This is a genomic window from Bradyrhizobium sp. USDA 4502, assembly GCF_054063355.1.
Genome location: NZ_JBSSGF010000001.1, coordinates 1,579,819 through 1,599,149, shown reverse-complemented (window position 1 = coordinate 1,599,149; position 19,331 = coordinate 1,579,819). Strand labels below are relative to the sequence as shown.

At 63.6% G+C, this 19,331-nt stretch carries 12 protein-coding genes; 3 read left to right on the top strand and 9 right to left on the bottom strand.

Annotated elements, in window-relative coordinates; all coding sequences use genetic code 11:
* Window positions 1-294 precede the first annotated feature (294 nt).
* The 9 genes from ACVW1B_RS07105 to ACVW1B_RS07065 all read right to left on the bottom strand — a co-directional run bounded on the left by ACVW1B_RS07105 (window position 295) and on the right by ACVW1B_RS07065 (window position 15,791).
* Entirely contained in the window at window positions 295-2,331 is a 2,037-nt protein-coding gene (locus tag ACVW1B_RS07105; protein WP_456821419.1) for a tetratricopeptide repeat protein, read from the bottom strand.
* Entirely contained in the window at window positions 2,328-3,674 is a 1,347-nt protein-coding gene (locus ACVW1B_RS07100) for an HlyD family type I secretion periplasmic adaptor subunit (RefSeq protein ID WP_076833256.1), read from the bottom strand. Before ACVW1B_RS07100 ends, ACVW1B_RS07105 begins: the two co-directional genes overlap by 4 nt.
* Window positions 3,664-5,898 carry a peptidase domain-containing ABC transporter gene (locus ACVW1B_RS07095; protein ID WP_057020230.1) on the bottom strand — a complete coding sequence of 745 codons (2,235 nt, stop codon included), beginning with the start codon at window positions 5,896-5,898 and terminating at the stop codon, window positions 3,664-3,666. The genes ACVW1B_RS07100 and ACVW1B_RS07095 overlap by 11 nt, the downstream gene beginning before the upstream one ends.
* Window positions 5,899-6,093: 195 nt before the next feature.
* Entirely contained in the window at window positions 6,094-6,708 is a 615-nt protein-coding gene (locus ACVW1B_RS07090) for a class I SAM-dependent methyltransferase (protein WP_456821418.1), read from the bottom strand.
* Between the two features lie 459 nt (window positions 6,709-7,167).
* Complete coding sequence (locus tag ACVW1B_RS07085; RefSeq protein ID WP_253609495.1) at window positions 7,168-8,439, bottom strand: calcium-binding protein; 1,272 nt, start codon at window positions 8,437-8,439, stop codon at window positions 7,168-7,170.
* 668 nt (window positions 8,440-9,107) lie between these two features.
* Window positions 9,108-10,262 (bottom strand): glycosyltransferase, encoded by a 1,155-nt coding sequence (locus ACVW1B_RS07080; RefSeq protein ID WP_456821417.1) that lies wholly within the window; start codon window positions 10,260-10,262, stop codon window positions 9,108-9,110.
* Window positions 10,259-12,247, bottom strand: a complete 1,989-nt coding sequence (locus ACVW1B_RS07075; protein WP_456821416.1) for an alginate lyase family protein — start codon at window positions 12,245-12,247, stop codon at window positions 10,259-10,261. Before ACVW1B_RS07075 ends, ACVW1B_RS07080 begins: the two co-directional genes overlap by 4 nt.
* 1 nt (window position 12,248) lies before the next feature.
* Window positions 12,249-14,429, bottom strand: coding sequence for a bi-domain-containing oxidoreductase (locus ACVW1B_RS07070; protein WP_456821415.1), 2,181 nt, complete (start codon window positions 14,427-14,429; stop codon window positions 12,249-12,251).
* Window positions 14,430-14,540: 111 nt separating this feature from the next.
* A complete protein-coding gene (locus ACVW1B_RS07065; RefSeq protein WP_456821414.1) occupies window positions 14,541-15,791 on the bottom strand; it encodes a glycosyl hydrolase in 1,251 nt (416 codons plus the stop codon).
* Between the two features lie 116 nt (window positions 15,792-15,907).
* On the opposite strand from ACVW1B_RS07065, the gene ACVW1B_RS07060 reads away from it, so the two are divergent.
* From ACVW1B_RS07060 to ACVW1B_RS07050, 3 genes are all read left to right on the top strand, one after another.
* Window positions 15,908-17,200: a glycosyltransferase family 4 protein gene (locus ACVW1B_RS07060; protein ID WP_456821413.1), complete on the top strand. Its 1,293-nt coding sequence runs from the start codon at window positions 15,908-15,910 to the stop codon at window positions 17,198-17,200.
* Window positions 17,201-17,278: 78 nt separating this feature from the next.
* Window positions 17,279-18,589: a nucleotide sugar dehydrogenase gene (locus ACVW1B_RS07055; RefSeq protein WP_456821412.1), complete on the top strand. Its 1,311-nt coding sequence runs from the start codon at window positions 17,279-17,281 to the stop codon at window positions 18,587-18,589.
* An 8-nt stretch (window positions 18,590-18,597) separates the two neighbouring features.
* Window positions 18,598-19,317 (top strand): class I SAM-dependent methyltransferase, encoded by a 720-nt coding sequence (locus tag ACVW1B_RS07050; RefSeq protein WP_456821411.1) that lies wholly within the window; start codon window positions 18,598-18,600, stop codon window positions 19,315-19,317.
* Window positions 19,318-19,331 lie beyond the last annotated feature (14 nt).

The following is a 19,331-nucleotide window of genomic DNA, read 5'->3' as shown; positions in this document are numbered from 1 at the left end:
TTTCTCTTTCCCGGTCGCGCGGAAGTTCGATCCCGAGATCACGCTGCCTGACATGCCCGGATCGTGACCTCTTGATCCTTATCGATCATCTCCACACAACCAGAGGTACAATGAACATTTCTTCCGCGAACGCAACATTAGCGCAATCTCTCTGTCGTCGATGTGAAAACCATTGTTAGTTCTGCCTAGATTGTCACGCGGACTTGCCCGCTTCCGTGCCTTCGCGCTCAAAAACAAAGCTGTCCATCATCTCTGCCGTTGCCTGCGCGCGACGCGATGCCGCCTCCAACAATCTCAGCCAACGCTCTCGCCCATTGCCTGCAGACGACGTCGCGCGCCTTCGTTGTTCTGCTGTGCCGCTTGTCGATACCAGTGCAACGCCTGATCGCGGTCCTGCGCGATGCCGTCGCCGGCGCGCAGCGCATCGCCAATCGCGAGTTGGGCTTCGACCATGCCCTGCTTCGCCGCGGCCTCGAACCATTCGGCTGCCTTCGCCGGATCGGCGTCGCACCCCTGTCCCCGGCCGAGCATCACGGCAAGGTTGTATTGCGCCGTCCTGTGGCCCTGGCGCGCCGCCGCCTCGTACCACGTGACGCCCTTGGCGAGGTCCTGCTCGACGCCCTGCCCGGTGCAATACATCACCGCAAGCTTGAACTGCGCCGCGGCATTGCCGCCGTCCGCGGCCTTGACGATCCAGCCGGCGGCGGCCTGCGGATCCTTGAGGCCGCTCTTGGGATCGGAATACAGCAGCGCCAATGTGTGCTGGGCCTCGACGTGGCCGGCGCTCGCCGCGCGTTTGAACCATTGGGCTGCGGCCGGAACGTCGACGGCGCCGCCGGATCTCCCCATGTGAAGCCCGCCCAGCTGAAATGCCGCAGCCGGATGGCCCGCCTCGGCAGCGTCGGTCAGCAGCGCACGTGCCTGCGCAAGACGCTCCGCGGACGGTTCATCCTGGGTAAGAAACATCGCATAGGCCGTCTTCGCATCGGCATCGCCGCCGTCGGCCGCCTTGCTGAGCCACTCCGCCGCACGTGCTTGATCGCGCGGCACGCCGTTGCCCGCCGAGTAGAGCCGGCCGAGCTGCACGCCGGCGGCGCTAATGCCTCCTTCGGATGCGCGCTCGAACCACTTGATCGCAGCGGCGACATCGCGCGCCACGCCCCTGCCATTGAGATAGAACACCGCAATGTTGTGGGCCGCCGTGGCATGGCCGCCCTCCGCCGCACGCTCGAACCATTTCGCAGCCTGGCGAATGCTCGGCGGAACGCCGGTGCCGGTGGCATAGAAGCGTCCGGTCAGGAACTGCGCCTGCGTATCGCCGCGCTCGGCCGCCTTCTCGTACCAATACGCCGCCTCGCGCAGATCCGGCTCGGCGGCAGTCCCGAGCGCATAGAACTCAGCCAGCGCCTGGATCGCCGGCAGGAAGTCCTTCCGCGCCGCCTTGCGCAATGCGGTCTCGGCCCTGTCGAGATCCTTGACAGCCCCTTTGCCGCTCAACCGCAACAGTGCAATGTTGTAGAGCGCGATCGTATCGTCATGCGCAGCGGCGCTCTGGAACAGCCGTGCGGCCTCTTCGACATTTTCGGGGAGCCCGGTGCCCTTGAGGCACATGAAAGCCAGCGCAACCTGTGCGCGAACATGTCCCTGTTCCGCGGCCTTGTGATACCAGATTGCGGCCTGCGCGAAATCGACGGGAACGCCCCGCCCCTGATAATACACATCGCCAAGCGCGAACTCACCGGCCGCCGCCTTCTGCTCGGCCGCGGCCTCGTACCAGCGCAGGGCGGCAGCGTGATCTTTCGTGCAGCCTTGCCCGTTGGCGTACATATCGCCAAGGATCGCTTGCGCCTCCGCTTTGCCGGCCTCCGCCGCCACCGATAACCAGAGGAACGCGGCGTCGATATCCCTGGGCACGCCGATTCCGTTCGGGAAAACCAGATCGTGGAGGTTGACCGCCTTGTCGCCCAGACGCGCCGCAGTGGATTGCCGCCACATCTCTGGCCTGTTCGGTCCAACCGTAGCGTTGACGCCGTTGAAGTAGATCAAGCCAAGCTGGAATTGGGCTTCCGTATGCCCCTTCAGGGCGGCGCGTTCGTACCACGCGACCGCATCCGGAAGGCTGCCGATAACGCCCTCGTTCCGCGCATAGAGCAGCCCGATCCGGTAATCCGCCTCCGGATCGCCGGCTTGCGAGGCGAGCCGCCAAAACCGCAACGCCTCGAGATATTGCCGGTTCTCGTACGCCTCCAGCCCCCGTTCAAACGGCTTCGAGTCTGAACGGGACGAGCCGGGGCGCAGCAAGTCGAGAAGGGAACGCGTAGATACCGTCATGGCTCGCGCATTGCTTCTTTTGCGCTGCGCAGCATGCCGCCGAGCAGATACATCGCCACCGAGCGGGTGCCGACATTGACATCACCCTGCAGCGTCATGCCGGGGATGAGGCGGAAGGTCTTCGGAACATCCTTGAAGTTGGTCTGGTCGACCGAACACCGCGCCTTATAGAAGGCGTCGACAGGCTTTCCATCATCGTCGTTCGTGAAGGCGCCTTCGCTGATCCAGCGAATCTTGCCTTCGGCCGTACCGTGCTCCGCCGCGTTGAACGCATCGACCTTCATCGTGCAGGGGTCGTTGGGCCGGACGAAGCCGACGTCGCGCGACAGGATCTGGATCTCCGCCTCGAGCCGCGTCTTGAGCGGCATCAGCGTGATGAAGGGATCACCCGGCTTCAGCACGGACCCGACCGAGAGCTTGGCGAGGGTCAAGACGACCGATGGCTCGGCAGCCGTCCACCGCACGAGGTCCTGATGCTTGATCGCCTTGTCATACTGTGAGCGGGCCGTATCAAGGTTGTTGCGCGTCGTGACCAGATCCTGGCTCAGCTGCGCGTTCCACTGCTCGGTGAAGGCGTTGCGATCCGCCTTCAAGGAATCCAGCTGGTGCTGCGCTTCAAGCAAAGTGTTGTGCGTGTTGTCGATCTGACGCAACAGCTCCAGGCGCGTGTCCTGCGACAGATACAGGTTCAGCTTGGACCCGCTGCCGCTTTCGGCGAGCGTCGAGCGCATGTCCTCGATCTTGCCGGCGATCTCGGCACGCTGACTGTACCGCTCGTCGTCCTTCTTCGACTTCTGGATCGTCGCTTCGGTTTGGCTGATCTTGGAATCGTAGCTGTTCACCTGTGCGTGGTACTGCGCGACGCGCTGGTCGTAGAGCGCCTTTTGCAAGGAGTTGTACCTGGTGACATCAGGATCGTTGGATTGGCCGTACGACAACGGCTTTCCGGACAATTCGGCCTCGTCCCGGGCGACCTGCGCCTCAAGGCTCGCAACCTGCAGCTTGTACTGCGTGACATCGGCAGCCGTGAACGTCGAGTCCAGAGTCGCGAGCAATTGTCCCGTCTCAACCTGCTGACCTTCCCGAACATCGATCGTCTTGATGATGGACGCGTCCAAAGCCTGCAGGACGTTGATCTGATCGACGGGAACGATCTTGCCGCCCACGCTCGTGATCACGCGATCGACGCGCGTGAAGCACATGATCGCCACGACGGCGGCGAGGAACCCCACCAGGACGAACAGCGTTGCGCGGGCCAGCAACGGCTCGGCGGCCTCGCGGATCGCATCGGTCTCGGACTGGAACTGGCGAACGGTCGCGAGCGAAGCTTGATTAGGAGACAAGGGTCGGACTCCTGAAGTTCTTTTCATTGCGGCCCGCCGGCGCAAGGTGAGTGTTCTGCTGGTACCAGAGCGAGCTGTAGATGTCGTTCCGTTCAAGAAGTTCCTCATGACGACCGATATCGTCGACGACGCCGCGGTTGAGAACGAGGATCGCGTCGGCCTTCGTCAGCGACGACAGACGGTGCGAGATGATGATCAGCGTGCGGCCATGGGCAATCCGCGAAATATTCGCGTTCACGATCGTCTCGCTCTCCGCATCGAGCGCGCTGGTCGCTTCGTCCAGGATCAGAATCGGCGGATTGACGATCAGCGCTCGCGCGATCGCGAGGCGCTGGCGCTGGCCTCCGGAAAGATTCGTGGATCCCTCGTAGATATAGGTCTCATAGCCTCGCGGCAGCTTGTCGATGAATTCCTCGGCACCGGCCAATCGCGCCGCCCTGACGATGTCATCGAAGGTCGCATCGGGCTTTGCGGCCGCAATATTCTCGCGGATCGTGCCGCTGAACAGGAAGTTCTCCTGCAGCACGACGCCGACGTTGCGCCGGAGATGGTCGACGTCGTATTCGCGGACATCGATACCGTCGACCTTGATCAGTCCGCCATAGTCGGAGTGCAGGCGTTGCAATAGCCGCGTGATCGTGGTCTTGCCCGAGCCGCTCTTGCCCATCACGCCCAGCGTCGTACCGAGCGGAATCTCGAAGGAAATATTGTTGAGCGCCGGCGACACCGCGCCCTTGTACTTGAACGTGACGCCGGAGAATTCGACCAGCCCCTTCAGCGGGACCCTCACACCATGGCCGGAGCGTCCCTCCTCGGCCGGCTGATTCACCAGCCTGCCGACGATCGTGACCGCGGTGCGCGCCTCGTCATATTGGTTGATGAGCTGGGCCATCTGCATCAGCGGGCCGGCAACGCGCTGCGACAGCATCAGAAAGGCAAACAGCGCGCCAACATAGACCGGATCGCCACTCGACACGGCCATGTAGACGCCGAACGCATAGGGAGCACTCACCGCCAGCCGCTCCAACGGCTTCACCAGCGTCTGGATGGCGGTTCCGGTCATGCCTTCCGCAAGCCGCGCCTTGGCGACGCGCGCCACCAGCACGTCCCACATGTGGCGCTGGCGCGCATCGAGCGCCAGCGATTTGATGGTCCGCATGCCGTTCAGGCTCTGGATCAGAAACGCTCCCTGTGCCCCTTCGGCCGCCAGGGTTGCCGAGGACTTCTTCCGATAGGCGGGCAGCATCACGATCAGCCAGGTCACGATCATCGCAGCAAAGGCAAGAACCATCAGCGTCATGAGCGGGCTGAAGAAGAACATGACGGGCAGGAAGAAGAACAGCGTCGTCGAATCGAGAATGGTCCCGAACAACTGCCCGGTCAGAAAGCCGCGAATTCGAAATACTTCGCGGATATCCCGGGAAATCAGGCCGACGGGATTCTGCTCGAAGTAGTCGATCGGCAGATTGAGCACCTTCTCGAACACGTAGGTCGACAGTTTGACGTCGAGGCGTGCCGTCAAACGCTGAACCAGATACTGCCGCAGGAACGAGAATGCCGCCTCGAACACGATGACCACGAGCATCGCAGTACACAGCACATAGAACGTGTTGTAGGCCTTGTAGAAGATAACCTTGTCCGAGAGCAGCCGCCAGAACATGATCGGTGCCAGGCCCATGAAGCCCAGGATCAGCGCCGCAATCGCGACGTCGCGCAGGATGCGCCGTTCGCGGAACAACAATGCGGTGACAAAGCCGAAGCTGAACGGCTGCGTCTCGTCGGAAATCTCATAGTCGCGCTTGGCCATGACGACGTCGCCCGACCAGATGTCCTCAAAGCGCGGTTGATCGATCACGAGCAGCGCGTCCTCGCTCGCGTTCGGATCCTGCAGGACCACCCGGGAGCTGTTCTCGTCGCCTTCGAGGCGCAGCAGCACCATGTGGCTGCCGTCGCGCAGCCGAACGATGGCCGGCAGCGCCCTCTTGAGATGGCTCAGACCCTTCCAGTCCAGCGTGACGGCCTTTGCCGTCATGCCCGAGGAATTGGCACACTTCAAAAGCTCGGCCAGCGTGACTTCCTGATCGCCCAGGAGGTTGTCGTGTATCAGCTGGGACGGGGTCAGATGCAAGCCATGCTGCCTTGCCACGATGACGAGACAAGCGAGGCCCGAAGGTGGCAGCGCCTCCACCGAAGGTGCGCCGACGAGCGAGAGGTGTTTGGTCATGGATGCCTCGAAGTTTCGACTGCGCAAGGTCCGGTCCCAGCGAGATATAACGTATCACTGTTAGTTCGCTAACGCAGCATTTTCAGCGCGTCACCCGAAAAAGATATGTTTCACGGCAGGCCGCGAAGCCAATTTCGAGCACGTTCTCGCGCGATTTAACCAGGGAACCTTATAACATTGTTTAACATCGACAAATCACGAGTCGGCGGTCACCGTCTCCTGGAAGTCGAATCCGCAGGCCTCCAGCTGCGGCCTGATCCGCTCGTCCCTGGCCTCCGGCATGAGTGCCAATGCACAGATCTCAAAATTCCCGCTCCGAACGGAAACCGTCGGAAAGCCGGCGCTGAGCAGCAGGTTTCCCATCCGCTCGGTCGAAAAGCCGGTCTTGTGCGCCATGTGATAGCGCCCCTGCTCGATCGCGCCGGAATGCCCGTAGATCATGTCCAATGGCCGGATCGGACCTGCCGGCGAGACGTAAGCGATCGCACCGAGACCGCGCGTCAACATGTGCTGCGCGACCGCCTCGAGGTCAGGAGACATGATCAGTGCGAATCCGTCCGGCTTGAGGACTTGGCGGAACTGGACGAACGTGGGGTGAACCTCATGGGCGTAGAGATGCTCCATGACATGAGAACACCAGATCGCGTCGAACGAGGCCGCCGGGAACAACCGGGCAACATCGGTAATCGACCCGACGACGTCGGGGTTCACGCCGCCGTCGACGTCTAATCGAATCTCGTCCCATTCATGCGATGTCAGGAGCGGCTGGATGCGCTTGGTAACCGTCGATCCAGCGCCGGCATTCAGCATTTTTTTCTTGGCCAATTCGAGAGCTCCGCGAGTTCGTTAAGCGGCTGAGTTCTGCAGCGATCGTTCGTCTTGAACAAAGGTGCCAGGGCCGCAGATAGCCATCGGGCGCAGCTCCGTTGTGTCAAGCAAGCGGCACGGCTTTACAAAAGCTACGTGGTCCGAATGTGACGAACTAACTTATAACATCCATTGGCGGAAATGCCCCGGGCGGAACTTGTGATTGATTCGATGCATCCGACGCGAATCGGCCGACAAAGTTCCAATCGGGATGCGCGCATGCGCTTCCCCTTGAGGCGAGCCGTCGAACTCATCGCAGGTGCGTCATGATCATCAACGGCAGCGTATTCGATTGTTCAATTTCAATTACCCGTTCCTGACGGCCATGCTGGCGATCAAAGAAAAAGGCGCCGCCTCAACCTCGGTTGGGGCGGCGCTTTCGCTTAGTGCAGACCTAGGATCTTACAGCTTGGTCGAGTTACCATCGTTGAAGATCAGGTATTCAATGTTGCTGATCTGGGTCACCTGACCATTGCTGAAGGTGATGTCCATAGAACCGTTCGATCCAGAGCTGATGTCGCTCACGTCGGTCGAAGCGTGATCCAGGAAGGTCAGGGAGTCCTTGTTGCCGCCACCGCCATCGATGGTGTCGCTGCTGGTGGCGTTGTTCAGGTAGAAATAGTCCTGACCGGAGCCGCCAACCATCGAGGCCGTACCGGTGTCGGAGCCGACGAACGAGTCCTTGCCGTCGCCGCCGATCAGAGTCTGCGTGCCGGAGCCGGCGACCAGCGTATCGTTGCCGGAACCGCCATGCAGCGTGTCGTTGCCGGCGCCGCCATAGAGCGAGTCGTTGCCGGCACCGCCGTCGAGCGAGGTCGCGTGCGACGCATCGCTGCCCGAATAGAGCACGTCCTTGCCGTTGCCGCCGAACTCAGCAGCAGTCTGGGCACCGCCGACAAGGAGGTCATTGCCGTTGCCGCCATGCAGCGTGTCGACACCGGAACCGCCATACAGCGAGTCGTTGCCGGCGCCGCCGTCCAGACTGTCGTTGCCCGCACCACCGTACAGCGCATCGTTGCCCTTGCCGCCATCCAGCGTGCTGGAATTGCCGGCGGTGCTGCCGGACACCAGCACGTCCTTGCCGTCACCGCCACTCAGCTGCGACGAGCTGCCGCCGTAGAGTGTGTCGTTGCCGGAGCCACCATTCAGGGTGTCGGCACCGGAGCCGAACAGCAGATCGTTGCCCTTGCCGCCATCCAGCGTGCTGTGACCGGAGACGTTGTCGACCAGCACGTCGTTGCCGGAGCCGGCATCGATCGAGTCGTGACCGGCACCGCCGAAGATGGTGTCGTTGCCGGAGCCGGTGAGAACCGTCGTGTCGCCGGTGTTGTTGATGAACACCTGATCGTTGCCGTGGCCGGTCGCGACCAGCACCGGGGTGCTGCCGTTCACCGTCAGCGTGACGTCCTTGTTGGTGTCCTCGATGATCGCCTTCAGGTTGGCGTCGGTGTTAACGGTGTTAATCGGGTTGGTTTCGATCAGAACATTGGCGTTCGGATCCGGGTTGGTGATCCCAGCCCCTTCCTGCACCGGAATCGTCGCGCCGTTATCCGGGCTGGTGTATCCGATCCCCGCGTTGATCAGATAGTCAAGAATCTGTTGCTGGGTCGAGTGATCGATCGTTCCGTTGATCGCGTGTTTGAGGTCCGTCTGGTCTAGATTGTAAGTCGCCATCGATGTAGCCCCTGCTTGGGATACGAGGATTCAAGCCGCTCGCCCACACATAAGCTGTTGATTCACAACTGGTTTGTTGCGACGCAACTCAAATGTGGACCCAGGTTACGAACTTGTTAAGTCCATTGTTAAGACCGTTAGGCCGGAGTGTCAATCAGCAATGCGCTGTTAACACCTGGTTCCCTGAGATTTATGTGAGACTTAGCACTACTTCCAATGCACTATAACATTGGGCGCAGGCCAATCGCCAATGTTAGCCGCGACGCAAAAAAGGGTAGCGATTATACGGGGTTTCACGGGGCCCCGGGATACCGCGGGAGCGCAGAATTTCGCTGATGCTGTGAGCGCTTCGACGCGATTTTCTGATCTGAAAAAAATATTTCTGCATCGCATGAGACGTTTTGCAAAAAAGCGTCAAACTTCGCAGCCGGCGCCCCACCGGCCAGTGTTATAGCGCCCCTTGGCAGCAGTTTGCGGGCTCGATCAAGCGAGATCCATGGAATCACCCGCAGAATCAGCGCCGTTCGACCGCAAGATCAAAAACCTGGCGCGATGCCGCTCAGACACCCTGCTGTAACAAATTAACACCAGATTTGCCGCAATATGTTAGCAACGCCGGCATGGAACCGGCGATGCCCGATCGCGGGCAGAGCGCCGACCTGCGGCGATCATCCCCCGGCGGCCCGCGCGTAGATGGCCTCGAGCAGCCGGCGGTTCTCGTCCGGCGCGTAGCGCTCGAGATAGGCGGCTCGTGCGGCCCGTCCCCATGCGGCGGTCAGTTCGGCGGCGCCGAGAACCTCACTGATCCGATTTCGGAGCGTGGCCGCGTCGCCCGGCGGCACCAGCGCGCCGGTCTTGCCGGCGCTCACCACCTCGGCAAGTCCGCCGATCTCGGAGGCGATGACCGGCGTGCCGCACGCGAAGGCCTCGACCACGACCATCGGAAATCCTTCGTACCATAGCGACGGCACCACCAATGCCCGGGCATTCGCCATTTCCCGCAGCACCTCATCGCGCGAGAGCCCGCCCAGGAAGGTGACATGATCGGAAGCCCGAGCCTCCAACGCAGCACGCTCCGGCCCCTCGCCCACGACGCGCAAGGGCACGCCGGTCCCCGCAACGGCCTCGAGCAGCACGCCGACGCCCTTCTCGCGGCTCAGCCGTCCAACATAGAGTAGCCCGCTGCGCGGCGTGGCTGCATCGGGCGCCCCCGGATCGGCCATGAAATTCGGTTTCACGTCGATCCGATCGGCGTCGAAGCCGGCCTGCGTGAACAGGGTTTTGGCGAACTGCGTCAGCGCGATCAGGCGCAGGCCGGGACGCGTCCAGGTGCCGCGGCGCTGGTGCTGCGCGATCATGTAGGCCGAGGCGATCGAGCCCGGAAGCGATCCGCGGTAGCAGCGGTGCACGACGCCCCAGAGGTGTCCGCGATCGAGGCACTTGTGGCAGATGCGGCCGTCGCGCAGCAGCATGCCGCCGGTGCAGATGCTGCGATAATTGTGCAGGGTCGCCACCGCGGGCACGCACTTTTGCCGGCAGAGATCGAACACGGCGGGCGACAGCAGCGGGAAGAAATTGTGGACGTGCACAACGTCGGGGCGAAAGCGGTCGATCGCTTCCGCCACGACCCGCTTTCCCTCCGCATTATCGGCGATCGACAGCGTAGTCGTGATGCGCGCGGGGAGCGAATTGATCGCCGCGTTGCTGACCGTGAGCGTTTCAACGCTGTGTCCTGCGGCGCGCAGCAGGTCGACTTCCGCTTCAAACACGACGTCCTCGCCGCCGCGTCCCTGATACCTGTTGTGAGCGACCAGGATCTTCATGATCCGGCCGGGTCTGAAAACCAGCGCAGCTCGGTCACCAGGTTTTGCCTGCCCGCGAGCGTACCGCAGCCGATCAGCGTCGTCGCCGGCACCTTGAGATCGAAGGACGGCGAATACCAGCCGGCCGGCATGGTCTCGTCACCCCGATACGGCACCCAGCTGAGGGCCGCCGGCAGATCGAGCTCGCCGCGCCCGCCGGGCCATGCGAGCTGCGCCCTGTGCCCTTCGAGCCTGCATTCGACCTCGGGACCGAGATGCCAGCTGAGGCTCGCCGGCACCGCAAGCCCTTCATCAGCCAGCACGGTATCGGTGACGACGAGCCGCGCCGCCCGACGCTGCAATTGCACCGAGCGGCGATGCACGACACCTGCTTCGTCGCGATATCCCGAATGCTCCGCGACCCAGTTCGCATCCGCATCGCGATCGTCCAGGCCGCTGGCTGCGACAAGCCGGCTCTGCGCATGCCTTGTCCAGAGAAACGGCCCGCCCGACCCCGACTGGTCGCGCGCGAACAGGCACAGCGTGTTGTGCGCCAGCGTGGAGCGGAAGTAGGCCCGCCATCGCGGATCGCCATGGTAGCAATAGGTGCCGGGCTCGGCGAAGATCTCCGCACCGCCGATCCTGCATTCGAGCGACAGCGCGTCCGCATGGGCGTGAGCGGCAATGCGGCCGAAGCCATGCGGGCCGTGGTCGCAACGGCACCACACCGCGCGGTCGGAATCGATCAGAAAGGTCTGTCCCGCCCCTTCAAGCAGATGCGGGCGGCGCGTGGGCCGCCCGGCGATCGCACGGGCCTCGATGCCGTCGGTGAGCACAAAGCTACGCAGATCGGGCTCCGGCGATGTGGGCCACCATGGCTGAGCGCCGAACAGGCGCGCGCCGCTGGCGAGCAAGCCGAGCCAGCGATTGCCGGCGTGATCGTCGAGCAACAGGCCGATGCCGTCGTCGCCATCGCCCTGCCGCGGCGGATGACCGCGATCGTCCAGCATCGCAGCAATGACGTCGCTCATGCGGCACATCGTGGTCCACACTGCATCGCCAAGCGGATGTCCGGAGGACTCGCCCTGCACTGCCGCCGCCAGCAGCAGTTCGAGAACAAAGCCATGATAATCGGTCGCGAGCTCGCTGTTGCTGCCGCAGGCAAGCGTCTGCGCAACGACTTCGTGCGCCAGTGTGGCGGCCGATTGCTCGCGCCATCGCGCACTGTCCTGGAAGAACGGAAACACGCAAGCCGCCACGAACTGCCCGGCAGCCTCCGCGATGAGGTGGTTGTTGGCCGAGGAGCCACGGCTTGGGAACTGCGACAGCCAGTATTGATGCGCATAGAGCTGCGTCAGGAACAGTTCGTTGTCCTCGAACAGCGCGGCAGCGCCGGGCCAGTTCTGCAGCAGCTGACGTACCCAGGCCCATGAGATCAGCCGCACGCCAAGCTCGATGCCGCTGATCCAGTGCGGGCCGCGCGGGAACGGATTTTCGCGCCACCAGCTCACCAGATGCTCGGCCGCGCGCCTGGCGTAGCGCTCGTCGGAGCTCAGGTAATACGCGGCCGCGAGCACCGTGAGATGGTGGTGACGCGACGGCTCCCAGATGTATTTGATGTTTCCGACCGCGGTTTCGTCACGATAGGGAACCGCGAATGCGTGCACGCCGGCCGGCGCCCGCTTGCCGCTTCTGATATCGACGAACCAGTCAGGCCGTTCGCCGAGGGCCCCATGGTCCCTGGCGAAAATCCGCCAGTGCCCTACGAGAATCCGGTCGGCGCTCTGGATCAGCCGTTCGGCGGCCTGTTGCGGGGCGCTCGCCCGCGAAGGCAGCGGCTTCAGGCGCGGCTGCCGCGGGCCGGGAGCGAGCCTGGCGCCGGCGCGCCGCGCGATATCCGGCGGAGTGATCCGCCAGAGCAGATGCAGCACCTGGTCGTTCACCCGCCCCGCAAGCTCGGACGGCTCCATGCGCTGCAGCCTGCGCAGATACCAGGCCGGATTCATCTCACGCCGTCGAGGCGTGCGCGACGCCCTGCTCTGCCGCGCCGGCCGTCAGATCGATCGGCATCCCGGCGGCCGCACTTTCCTGCACGGCAAGCGTTGCGCGCGTGGTCGCCAGCAGCGAATCGAGCGCGATCGGCATCGCGGCTCCCGATGCGACCGCGGCGATGAAGGCATCCAGCATCGGCCGCTGGCCCTTGTCGAGCCGCGCTGTCTTCGCCGTGCGCTGTCCGGCGTGCCAGACCTCGAAGCCCGAGAAATTGTCGAAGGCGGCAAAACCCGTGCTTGCCGATATCTCGAGCGCTTCCTTCGGCACCCGCGGATCGCCGCCGGTGAGATAGCTGAGACTCGCGACCGACCCGTCGGAAAAATCGAAGGTGGCGACGAGATTGTCGACGTCCCTGCCCGCCGTGCTCGCGGAGACACGCACCGGCTCGGCGCCGAGCCACCAGCACAACACGTCGATGAAATGGCCGCCCTCGCCGACGAAGCGGCTGCCTTCGCTCTCGGCCTGCAGATACCAGGACGATTTCTCCAGCGGCCCGGCGATGACGCGATATTGCAGGGTCTGCGGTCCTGCCGGCGCGAACGCCGCGCGCATGCCCTGCAGCAGCGGCGAAAAGCGGCGGTTGAAGCCGACCATCAGGCGGCTGTTGCCGGTTTCCCGGATTACCTGCTCCAATCGATCGAGCGAGCTTGTATCGATCGCCAAGGGCTTTTCGACAAACACCGCCTTGCCGGCGCGCAGCGCCTGCGTCGCGAGGTCGGCATGGGAGGCATGGCGCGTTGCGATCAGCACGGCGTCGATGTCGTCGGCGCCGATTACCGAGGCCGCGTCCGTCGAGGCACGCGCGAAGCCGAACTTACGGACCGCAGTGGCGCCGCTCAGGCCGGTATTGGTGGCGACCTCGACAAGATCGACGCGCTGGTTATTCGCAAGCTGCGGCAACAGCATGCTGGAGGCATAATTGCCGGCGCCGATGACGCCGAGCCGCACCCGGCCGCTGCGCAGGGCAACCGCCGGACGATAGGTCATCTGCATCGCGCGGGGAGCGGCGTCCGGATAGGCGAACACCATGCCGAGACCGACCTCGCCACGGCTCATGCGCTCGAACGCCGACGTCGCCTGCTCCAGCGGCACCGTTTCGGAAATCAGCGAGGAAAAATCGAGCCGCCCGTCGGCGAGCAGCGCGACGATCGCCTCCATATTGCGCTTCTCGGTCCAGCGCACATGACCGATCGGATAATCGATGCCGCCCTCCTCATAGAGCGGATCGTAGCGGCCGGGGCCGTAGGAGCGCGAGAAGCGCACGTCGAGCTCCTTGTCGTAGAATTCGCTCCACGGCAGGTTCAGCGTGCATTTGCCGATATCGACAATGCGGCCGCGGTCGCGCAGCAGCGCCGCCGAACGCGACGCGAGATCGGGATCGTCGCTGCCTGCGGTGATGAACACGCAATCGACGCCGTTGCCTGCGGTCAGCTGGTCGATCCGGGCGCGGAATTCGGCCGCGGCATCATCCGATGCGACGGCACAGACCGCGGCGCCAGCAGCCTCCGCCTGCCGGCATCGCGCCTCCAGCCTGTCGAGCCCGACGACCACGACACCGGCGCTGCGCAGCAGCCGCACCATGATCTGCCCGATCAGGCCAAGGCCGATCACGCAGGCGGTCTCGCCGAAACGGATCTCCGACTGGCGCATCGCCTGCAGCGCGATCGAGGCGATCGTGGTGAATGCGGCCTGGTCGAGCGCAGCGCTGTCCGGCAGCGGCACGCAGAGGTTCACCGGCACCCAATTATATTCGGCGTGGGTTGCATATTGATTGCCGCCGCAGCAGACACGCTGTCCGACCGAGAAGCCGCCGACGCCCTCGCCCACTTCCACGACGGTGCCCGACAGCGAGTAGCCGAGCGGCGTGTAGGAATCGAGGCGGTTCATCACCTTCTGATAGGTCGCGGCCAACCCCTGCTGACGGACCGAGCGCACCACCTTGGCAACCTGGTCGGGTCGCGCGCGCGCCTTGCCGAGCAGCGACAGGCGGCCTTCGGTGAACTTCATCATCTCGGTGCCGGTCGACACCGCGGAGAACGCGGTGCGCACCAAAACCCCGCCGGGGCGGCAGCGCGGCGCCGGCACATCGATCAGCTTGAGCTCGCCGCTCTTATAGTTTTGCGCGATCTGCTTCACAGTCGGTCAATCGCCTCAAGTTAACAGCGCTCCTTGTATCGCGCCCAACGCCCGCAATGAAGCCAAGAACATCGTCATAATTGTCTCATTACCGGAGACTTAACATTGTTATCATTCCAGCAACAGGACCGGTTTTGGCGAGATCTCGACCTCGCCGTTGGCGACAGGCCCTTCGCCGCCGTCGAGGCCCTGGTAAAGGCTGAAACGCGGGTCGACCCGGTAAACGGACCGGCCCTTGGTGGTCCAGAGGATCAGACCGTTGCGGCCATCCGGCATGCGAAGCTCGACGCGCCAGGTCGTCGGCGACGTCCTGCCTGCCGCCACGACACTTGCACCGACCAGCCAGGACTGGATCGTGCGGTAGGCAATTCCGCTCGGAAGCAGCCCGCGCGCCGGGTCCCATAATTTTCCAAAGTCGCTGCCGCCTCCGGCAAACTCGTACCAATAGAACCGGTCGACGCCGCTGATCCATTTCAGGATGTAGGCGCGTGCCAGACACCCGTCCGGATTGTCCTCATAGGACGACCAGCCGGCCTCGGTGTCCCAGATCGGCCTCGCGGACAGGTCGTGCGCGGCAAGGATTTTCTTGAAGCGCGCGATGATTCCGATCACCGCTTCGGGCTCGCTCGTATAGCCGTGAAAGGCGAACACATCGGCATATTGTCCGCCGCCTTGCGCCATGAAGGCCTGTTGCCAGCGATATCCGTCCGGTGTGCCGTTGGACGGCGGTGTCAGCACGGTCAAGGTGGGATCGCTGGCTTTAATGATCTCGTAGGCCCGCTTCTGCAGCTGGACCATGGTCGCGATATCGCCCGAGTAATATTTGGGATCCTCGGGCTCGTTCCAGATTTCCCAGTATTTGATGCGGCCGGCGGCGCGCGCCACGGCCGCGCGCACCCAGTCGTCCCATGACGCGAGATCGGCCGGCGGTGAGCTTGCACCGGGCGTGAACGCCGGCGGCGCATCCTTCACCGACGCGGCCCAGCGCGGCGTATAGGCGAGATTGAGAACGATCTCGACGTGTTCTCGCTCGGCCGCCGCCAGGATGGCATCGAAGCGCGCCCAATTGTAGATGCCGGGCGCCGGATTAATCTGTGCCCAGTAGATCGCGCCCCATAGCCGAACGCCGTCGAATTTGAGCTCCGGCCAGGGCTGCGACTTCGGCTGCGACTGCCCGATTGCGTTGATCGTCATGCCGAACAGCGCCGGCGGGATCACCGCATTCACGCGGCTCGCACTCAGCGCATCGCTTGACGTCGAACCATTCCACTGCAGCGGCCATTTGTAGGCCAGCGGCAGCACCGCGCTCAAAACCAGCGCAATCAATGCCCGTTGGCCCCAATCCCTCACTCTGCCTGCCATGTCCTGTCTCGTCGCCGTCACATCGGTGCCGGGATTGCATAGTGGAAGCCGCGCATGTTAATGCCGATGTTAGTCGGATTGTGATGTTGTTAGGTCAATGGTATAGATCATCTCAGATGTCGAGAGCTGAACCATCACCGCGGCGGATCCTGTTCATCGTCGAGAACCTTCCGGTTCCTTTCGATCGCAGGGTGTGGTGCGAAGCAACGTCGCTGCGCAAGGCGGGCTATGAAGTTTCCGTGATCTGCCCGAAGGGGCGGGGTCATAACGAATCCTACGAATGCCTCGAAGGCATTCACATTTATCGCCATCCGATGCCGGTGGAAGCGCGCGGGATCGCCGCCTACCTGATCGAATATCCGGTCGCGCTGTTCTGGGAGACGTTGCTCGCGATCAAGGTGGCGTGGAAGCACGGCTTCGACGTGATCCAGGGCTGCAATCCGCCCGACCTGATCTTCCTGATCGGCCTGTTGTTCAAGCTCGGCGGCAAGCGCTTCGTGTTCGATCATCACGACGTCAATCCCGAGCTCTACGAAGCCAAATTCGGCCGCAGGGACCTCTTCTGGCAGCTGCTGCGGCTGGTCGAATATCTCACCTTCAAGACGGCGAGCATCTCGATCGCCACCAACGAATCCTATCGCGAGATCGCGATCACGCGCGGCGGCATGCCGGCCAGCCGGGTTTTCGTGGTGCGATCCGGCCCCAATCTCGACCGGGTGCGCTCGCGGCCGGCCGATCCGGCCTGGCGCCGTGGCCGGCGCTACAGCGTCGGCTATGTCGGCGTGATCGGCCAATCGGAAGGCATCGATCTTCTGCTGCAGTCGATCGGCCACATCGTGCACGATATCGGCCGCACCGACATCCAGTTCAACATCGCCGGCACCGGGCCGGAGTGGAATGCGGTGGTCAAGCTCTGCGAGGAGATGCAGCTCTCCGACTACGTGAACTTCACTGGCGCCATCGCGGATGATGCGCTGTTCACGATGCTCTCGACCGCCGACGTCTGCGTCAATCCGGACCGCGTCACGCCGATGAACGACATCTCCACCATGAACAAGATCATGGAATACATGGCGCTCGGACGGCCGATCGTTCAGTTCGACGTTCGCGAAGGCCGCCGCTCGGCGCTCGACGCCTCGCTCTATGCCGCGAAGAACGATCCAAAGGATTTTGCCAGCAAGATCATCACGTTGATCGACGATCCGTCGTTGCGACAGACGATGGGGGCGTTTGGCCGCAATCGCGTCGAGCGCGCGCTCTCGTGGACACATGAGGAGCCGAAGCTGCTCGCGGCCTATGAGGCGTTGTTCGCCAGAAAGGTCCCCGCACCGCGCGCGCATGCACCCGCCGAGCGGCCGACCTCGCAACCTTCCAGCGCGAACGCAGCCTCCGGACGGGCATCGTCTTGAACGCGCAGCCGCCTCACTCACGTCAAACGCGACGCGGCTGCGGCCACGCGCACGTCCTGGATTGTTGAAGGTCGAAGCATGAACGTCAGCATTTTCGGCCTCGGCTATGTCGGAACGGTGTGCGCCGCCTGCTTCACCGAACTCGGCCACCAGATCATCGGCGTCGACAAGAGCGTTGCGAAGGTCGACCTGATCCGCGGAGGCAGGTCGCCGGTCGTCGAGCCGGGCATCTCGGACAAGGTGGCGCGCGCGGTGGCAACCGGTCAGCTGACCGCGACCACCGACGCCACCGAAGCGATCGTCAACAGCGACATATCGATGGTCTGCGTCGGCACGCCCTCCTCCGGCAACGGCAACCTCGACCTGACCGCGATCCGACAGGTCGCGATCGAGATCGGCCGCGGACTGCGCGCCAAGAACGCGCCGCACACCGTGACGATCCGCTCCACCGTGCTGCCTGGCACCACCCGCGGCACCGTCGGGCCGCTGATCGAGGAAGCCTCCGGCAACAGGATCGGACGCGATTTCGACCTTGCGTTCAATCCCGAGTTCCTGCGCGAGGGCAGCGCGATTGCGGATTTCAACGCGCCGTCCAAGACCGTGGTCGGCGCTTTCAATCAGGAAACCGCCGACCGCGTCATGGCGCTCTACAAGGACCTGCCGGGCACCAAGATCACGCCGCCGGTCGAGACCGCGGAACTGGTGAAATATGTCGACAACAGCTGGCATGCGCTCAAGGTCAGCTTCGCCAACGAGATCGGCACGATCGCGAAGACGCTCGGCATCGACGGGCGCGACGTCATGAACATCTTCATGCAGGACACAAGGCTCAACATCTCGCCGGCCTATTTGCGGCCAGGCTTTGCGTTCGGCGGCTCCTGCCTGCCCAAGGACGTCAAGGCGCTGAAACACCTTGCGCACAGCCGCGGACTGTCGACGCCGGTGCTCGAGAGCATCCTGCCGAGCAATGACATGATCATGTCGCGCGGCGCCGACTGGATCCTGTCGCATGAGGGCCGCCGCATCGCGTTCCTCGGCATCAGCTTCAAGGCCGGCACCGACGACGTCCGCGACAGTCCCTTCGTGAGGCTGGTGAAGAGCCTGCGCGGCGCGCGGCGCGACATCCGGATCTACGACCCCAATGTGCAGCTCTCGCAACTGATCGGCGCCAACCGGGATTTCCTGATGCGCAATCCGGAGCTGGTCGGCCTGTTGAACGACGACGTGACGGCAACCATCGAGTGGGCCGACATTATTGTGCTGACGACGGCGGATCCGCGCTTCGTTGCGGCGCTGACGGCGACCCGTCCCGACCAGGTCGTGCTCGAACTGTCGGAGATCGGATTGCCCGAGCAGGTGCGCGCCAAAGTGAGCGGCTTCCACTGGTAGGGAATATCATGGCCACCATGGGCCGGACCCGCGAGCGACCCGAAATCCGCTTTCACGACGAGATTTCGTCGGGGTGGGAGACGCTGCATCAGAGCCGCACCTTCAGGGCGCGGACGGCCGCGATGTTCGGCCTGCTCGGGAACGCAGACCTCAATGGGCAGCGCTGGCTCGACGCCGGTTGCGGCACTGGAACGCTGTCCCGCCTGCTCGCCGGGCGCGGCTGCGACGTCACCGGCGTCGACGCCTCATCGGAGATGATTGCGGCGGCTCGCGGCCGCGGCGCCGACGGCACGCTCGCCGAACGGCTCACATTCCAGCAGATTCCGACCATCGCAAGCCTGCCGTTTCCCGATAGATCCTTCGACGGCGCGCTGTGCGCGAGCGTGCTGGAATATGTTCCCGACGTGGCGCAGTGCCTCGCCGAGATGCATCGCGTGCTCATGCCCGGCGGGCTGTTGCTGCTCTCGATCCCCAACCGCGGATCGCTGCTGCGCCGGAGCTACAAGCTCGCGCATGCGGCCTCTTCGCGCGTGTCGGCGCGGCCGCTGTTTCGCTATCTCGCATTCTCCAAATTCGATACCTCGCCGGCGGCCATGCAGGGTCTGCTCCGACAACCCGGCTTCACGATGCTGGGGAGCAGCTTTGCCGGCTCCCCGCTGCCGCCGGCACTCGATCGCCAGCCCGCAGTGGGCACGCTGATCAACATCCTGGCCCGGCGCGACGATTGACGTGGCAGGCGGAT

Excerpts from the sequence above, each read along its gene's own strand:
- ACVW1B_RS07105 (WP_456821419.1), bottom strand. The coding sequence starts at position 2,331 with ATGACGGTATCTACGCGTTCCCTTCTCGACTTGCTGCGCCCCGGCTCG.
- ACVW1B_RS07095 (WP_057020230.1), bottom strand. The coding sequence starts at position 5,898 with ATGACCAAACACCTCTCGCTCGTCGGCGCACCTTCGGTGGAGGCGCTG.
- ACVW1B_RS07090 (WP_456821418.1), bottom strand. The coding sequence starts at position 6,708 with ATGCTGAATGCCGGCGCTGGATCGACGGTTACCAAGCGCATCCAGCCG.
- ACVW1B_RS07085 (WP_253609495.1), bottom strand. The coding sequence starts at position 8,439 with ATGGCGACTTACAATCTAGACCAGACGGACCTCAAACACGCGATCAAC.
- ACVW1B_RS07080 (WP_456821417.1), bottom strand. The coding sequence starts at position 10,262 with ATGAAGATCCTGGTCGCTCACAACAGGTATCAGGGACGCGGCGGCGAG.
- ACVW1B_RS07075 (WP_456821416.1), bottom strand. The coding sequence starts at position 12,247 with ATGAATCCGGCCTGGTATCTGCGCAGGCTGCAGCGCATGGAGCCGTCC.
- ACVW1B_RS07065 (WP_456821414.1), bottom strand. The coding sequence starts at position 15,791 with ATGGCAGGCAGAGTGAGGGATTGGGGCCAACGGGCATTGATTGCGCTG.
- ACVW1B_RS07060 (WP_456821413.1), top strand. The coding sequence starts at position 15,908 with ATGTCGAGAGCTGAACCATCACCGCGGCGGATCCTGTTCATCGTCGAG.
- ACVW1B_RS07055 (WP_456821412.1), top strand. The coding sequence starts at position 17,279 with ATGAACGTCAGCATTTTCGGCCTCGGCTATGTCGGAACGGTGTGCGCC.
- ACVW1B_RS07050 (WP_456821411.1), top strand. The coding sequence starts at position 18,598 with ATGGCCACCATGGGCCGGACCCGCGAGCGACCCGAAATCCGCTTTCAC.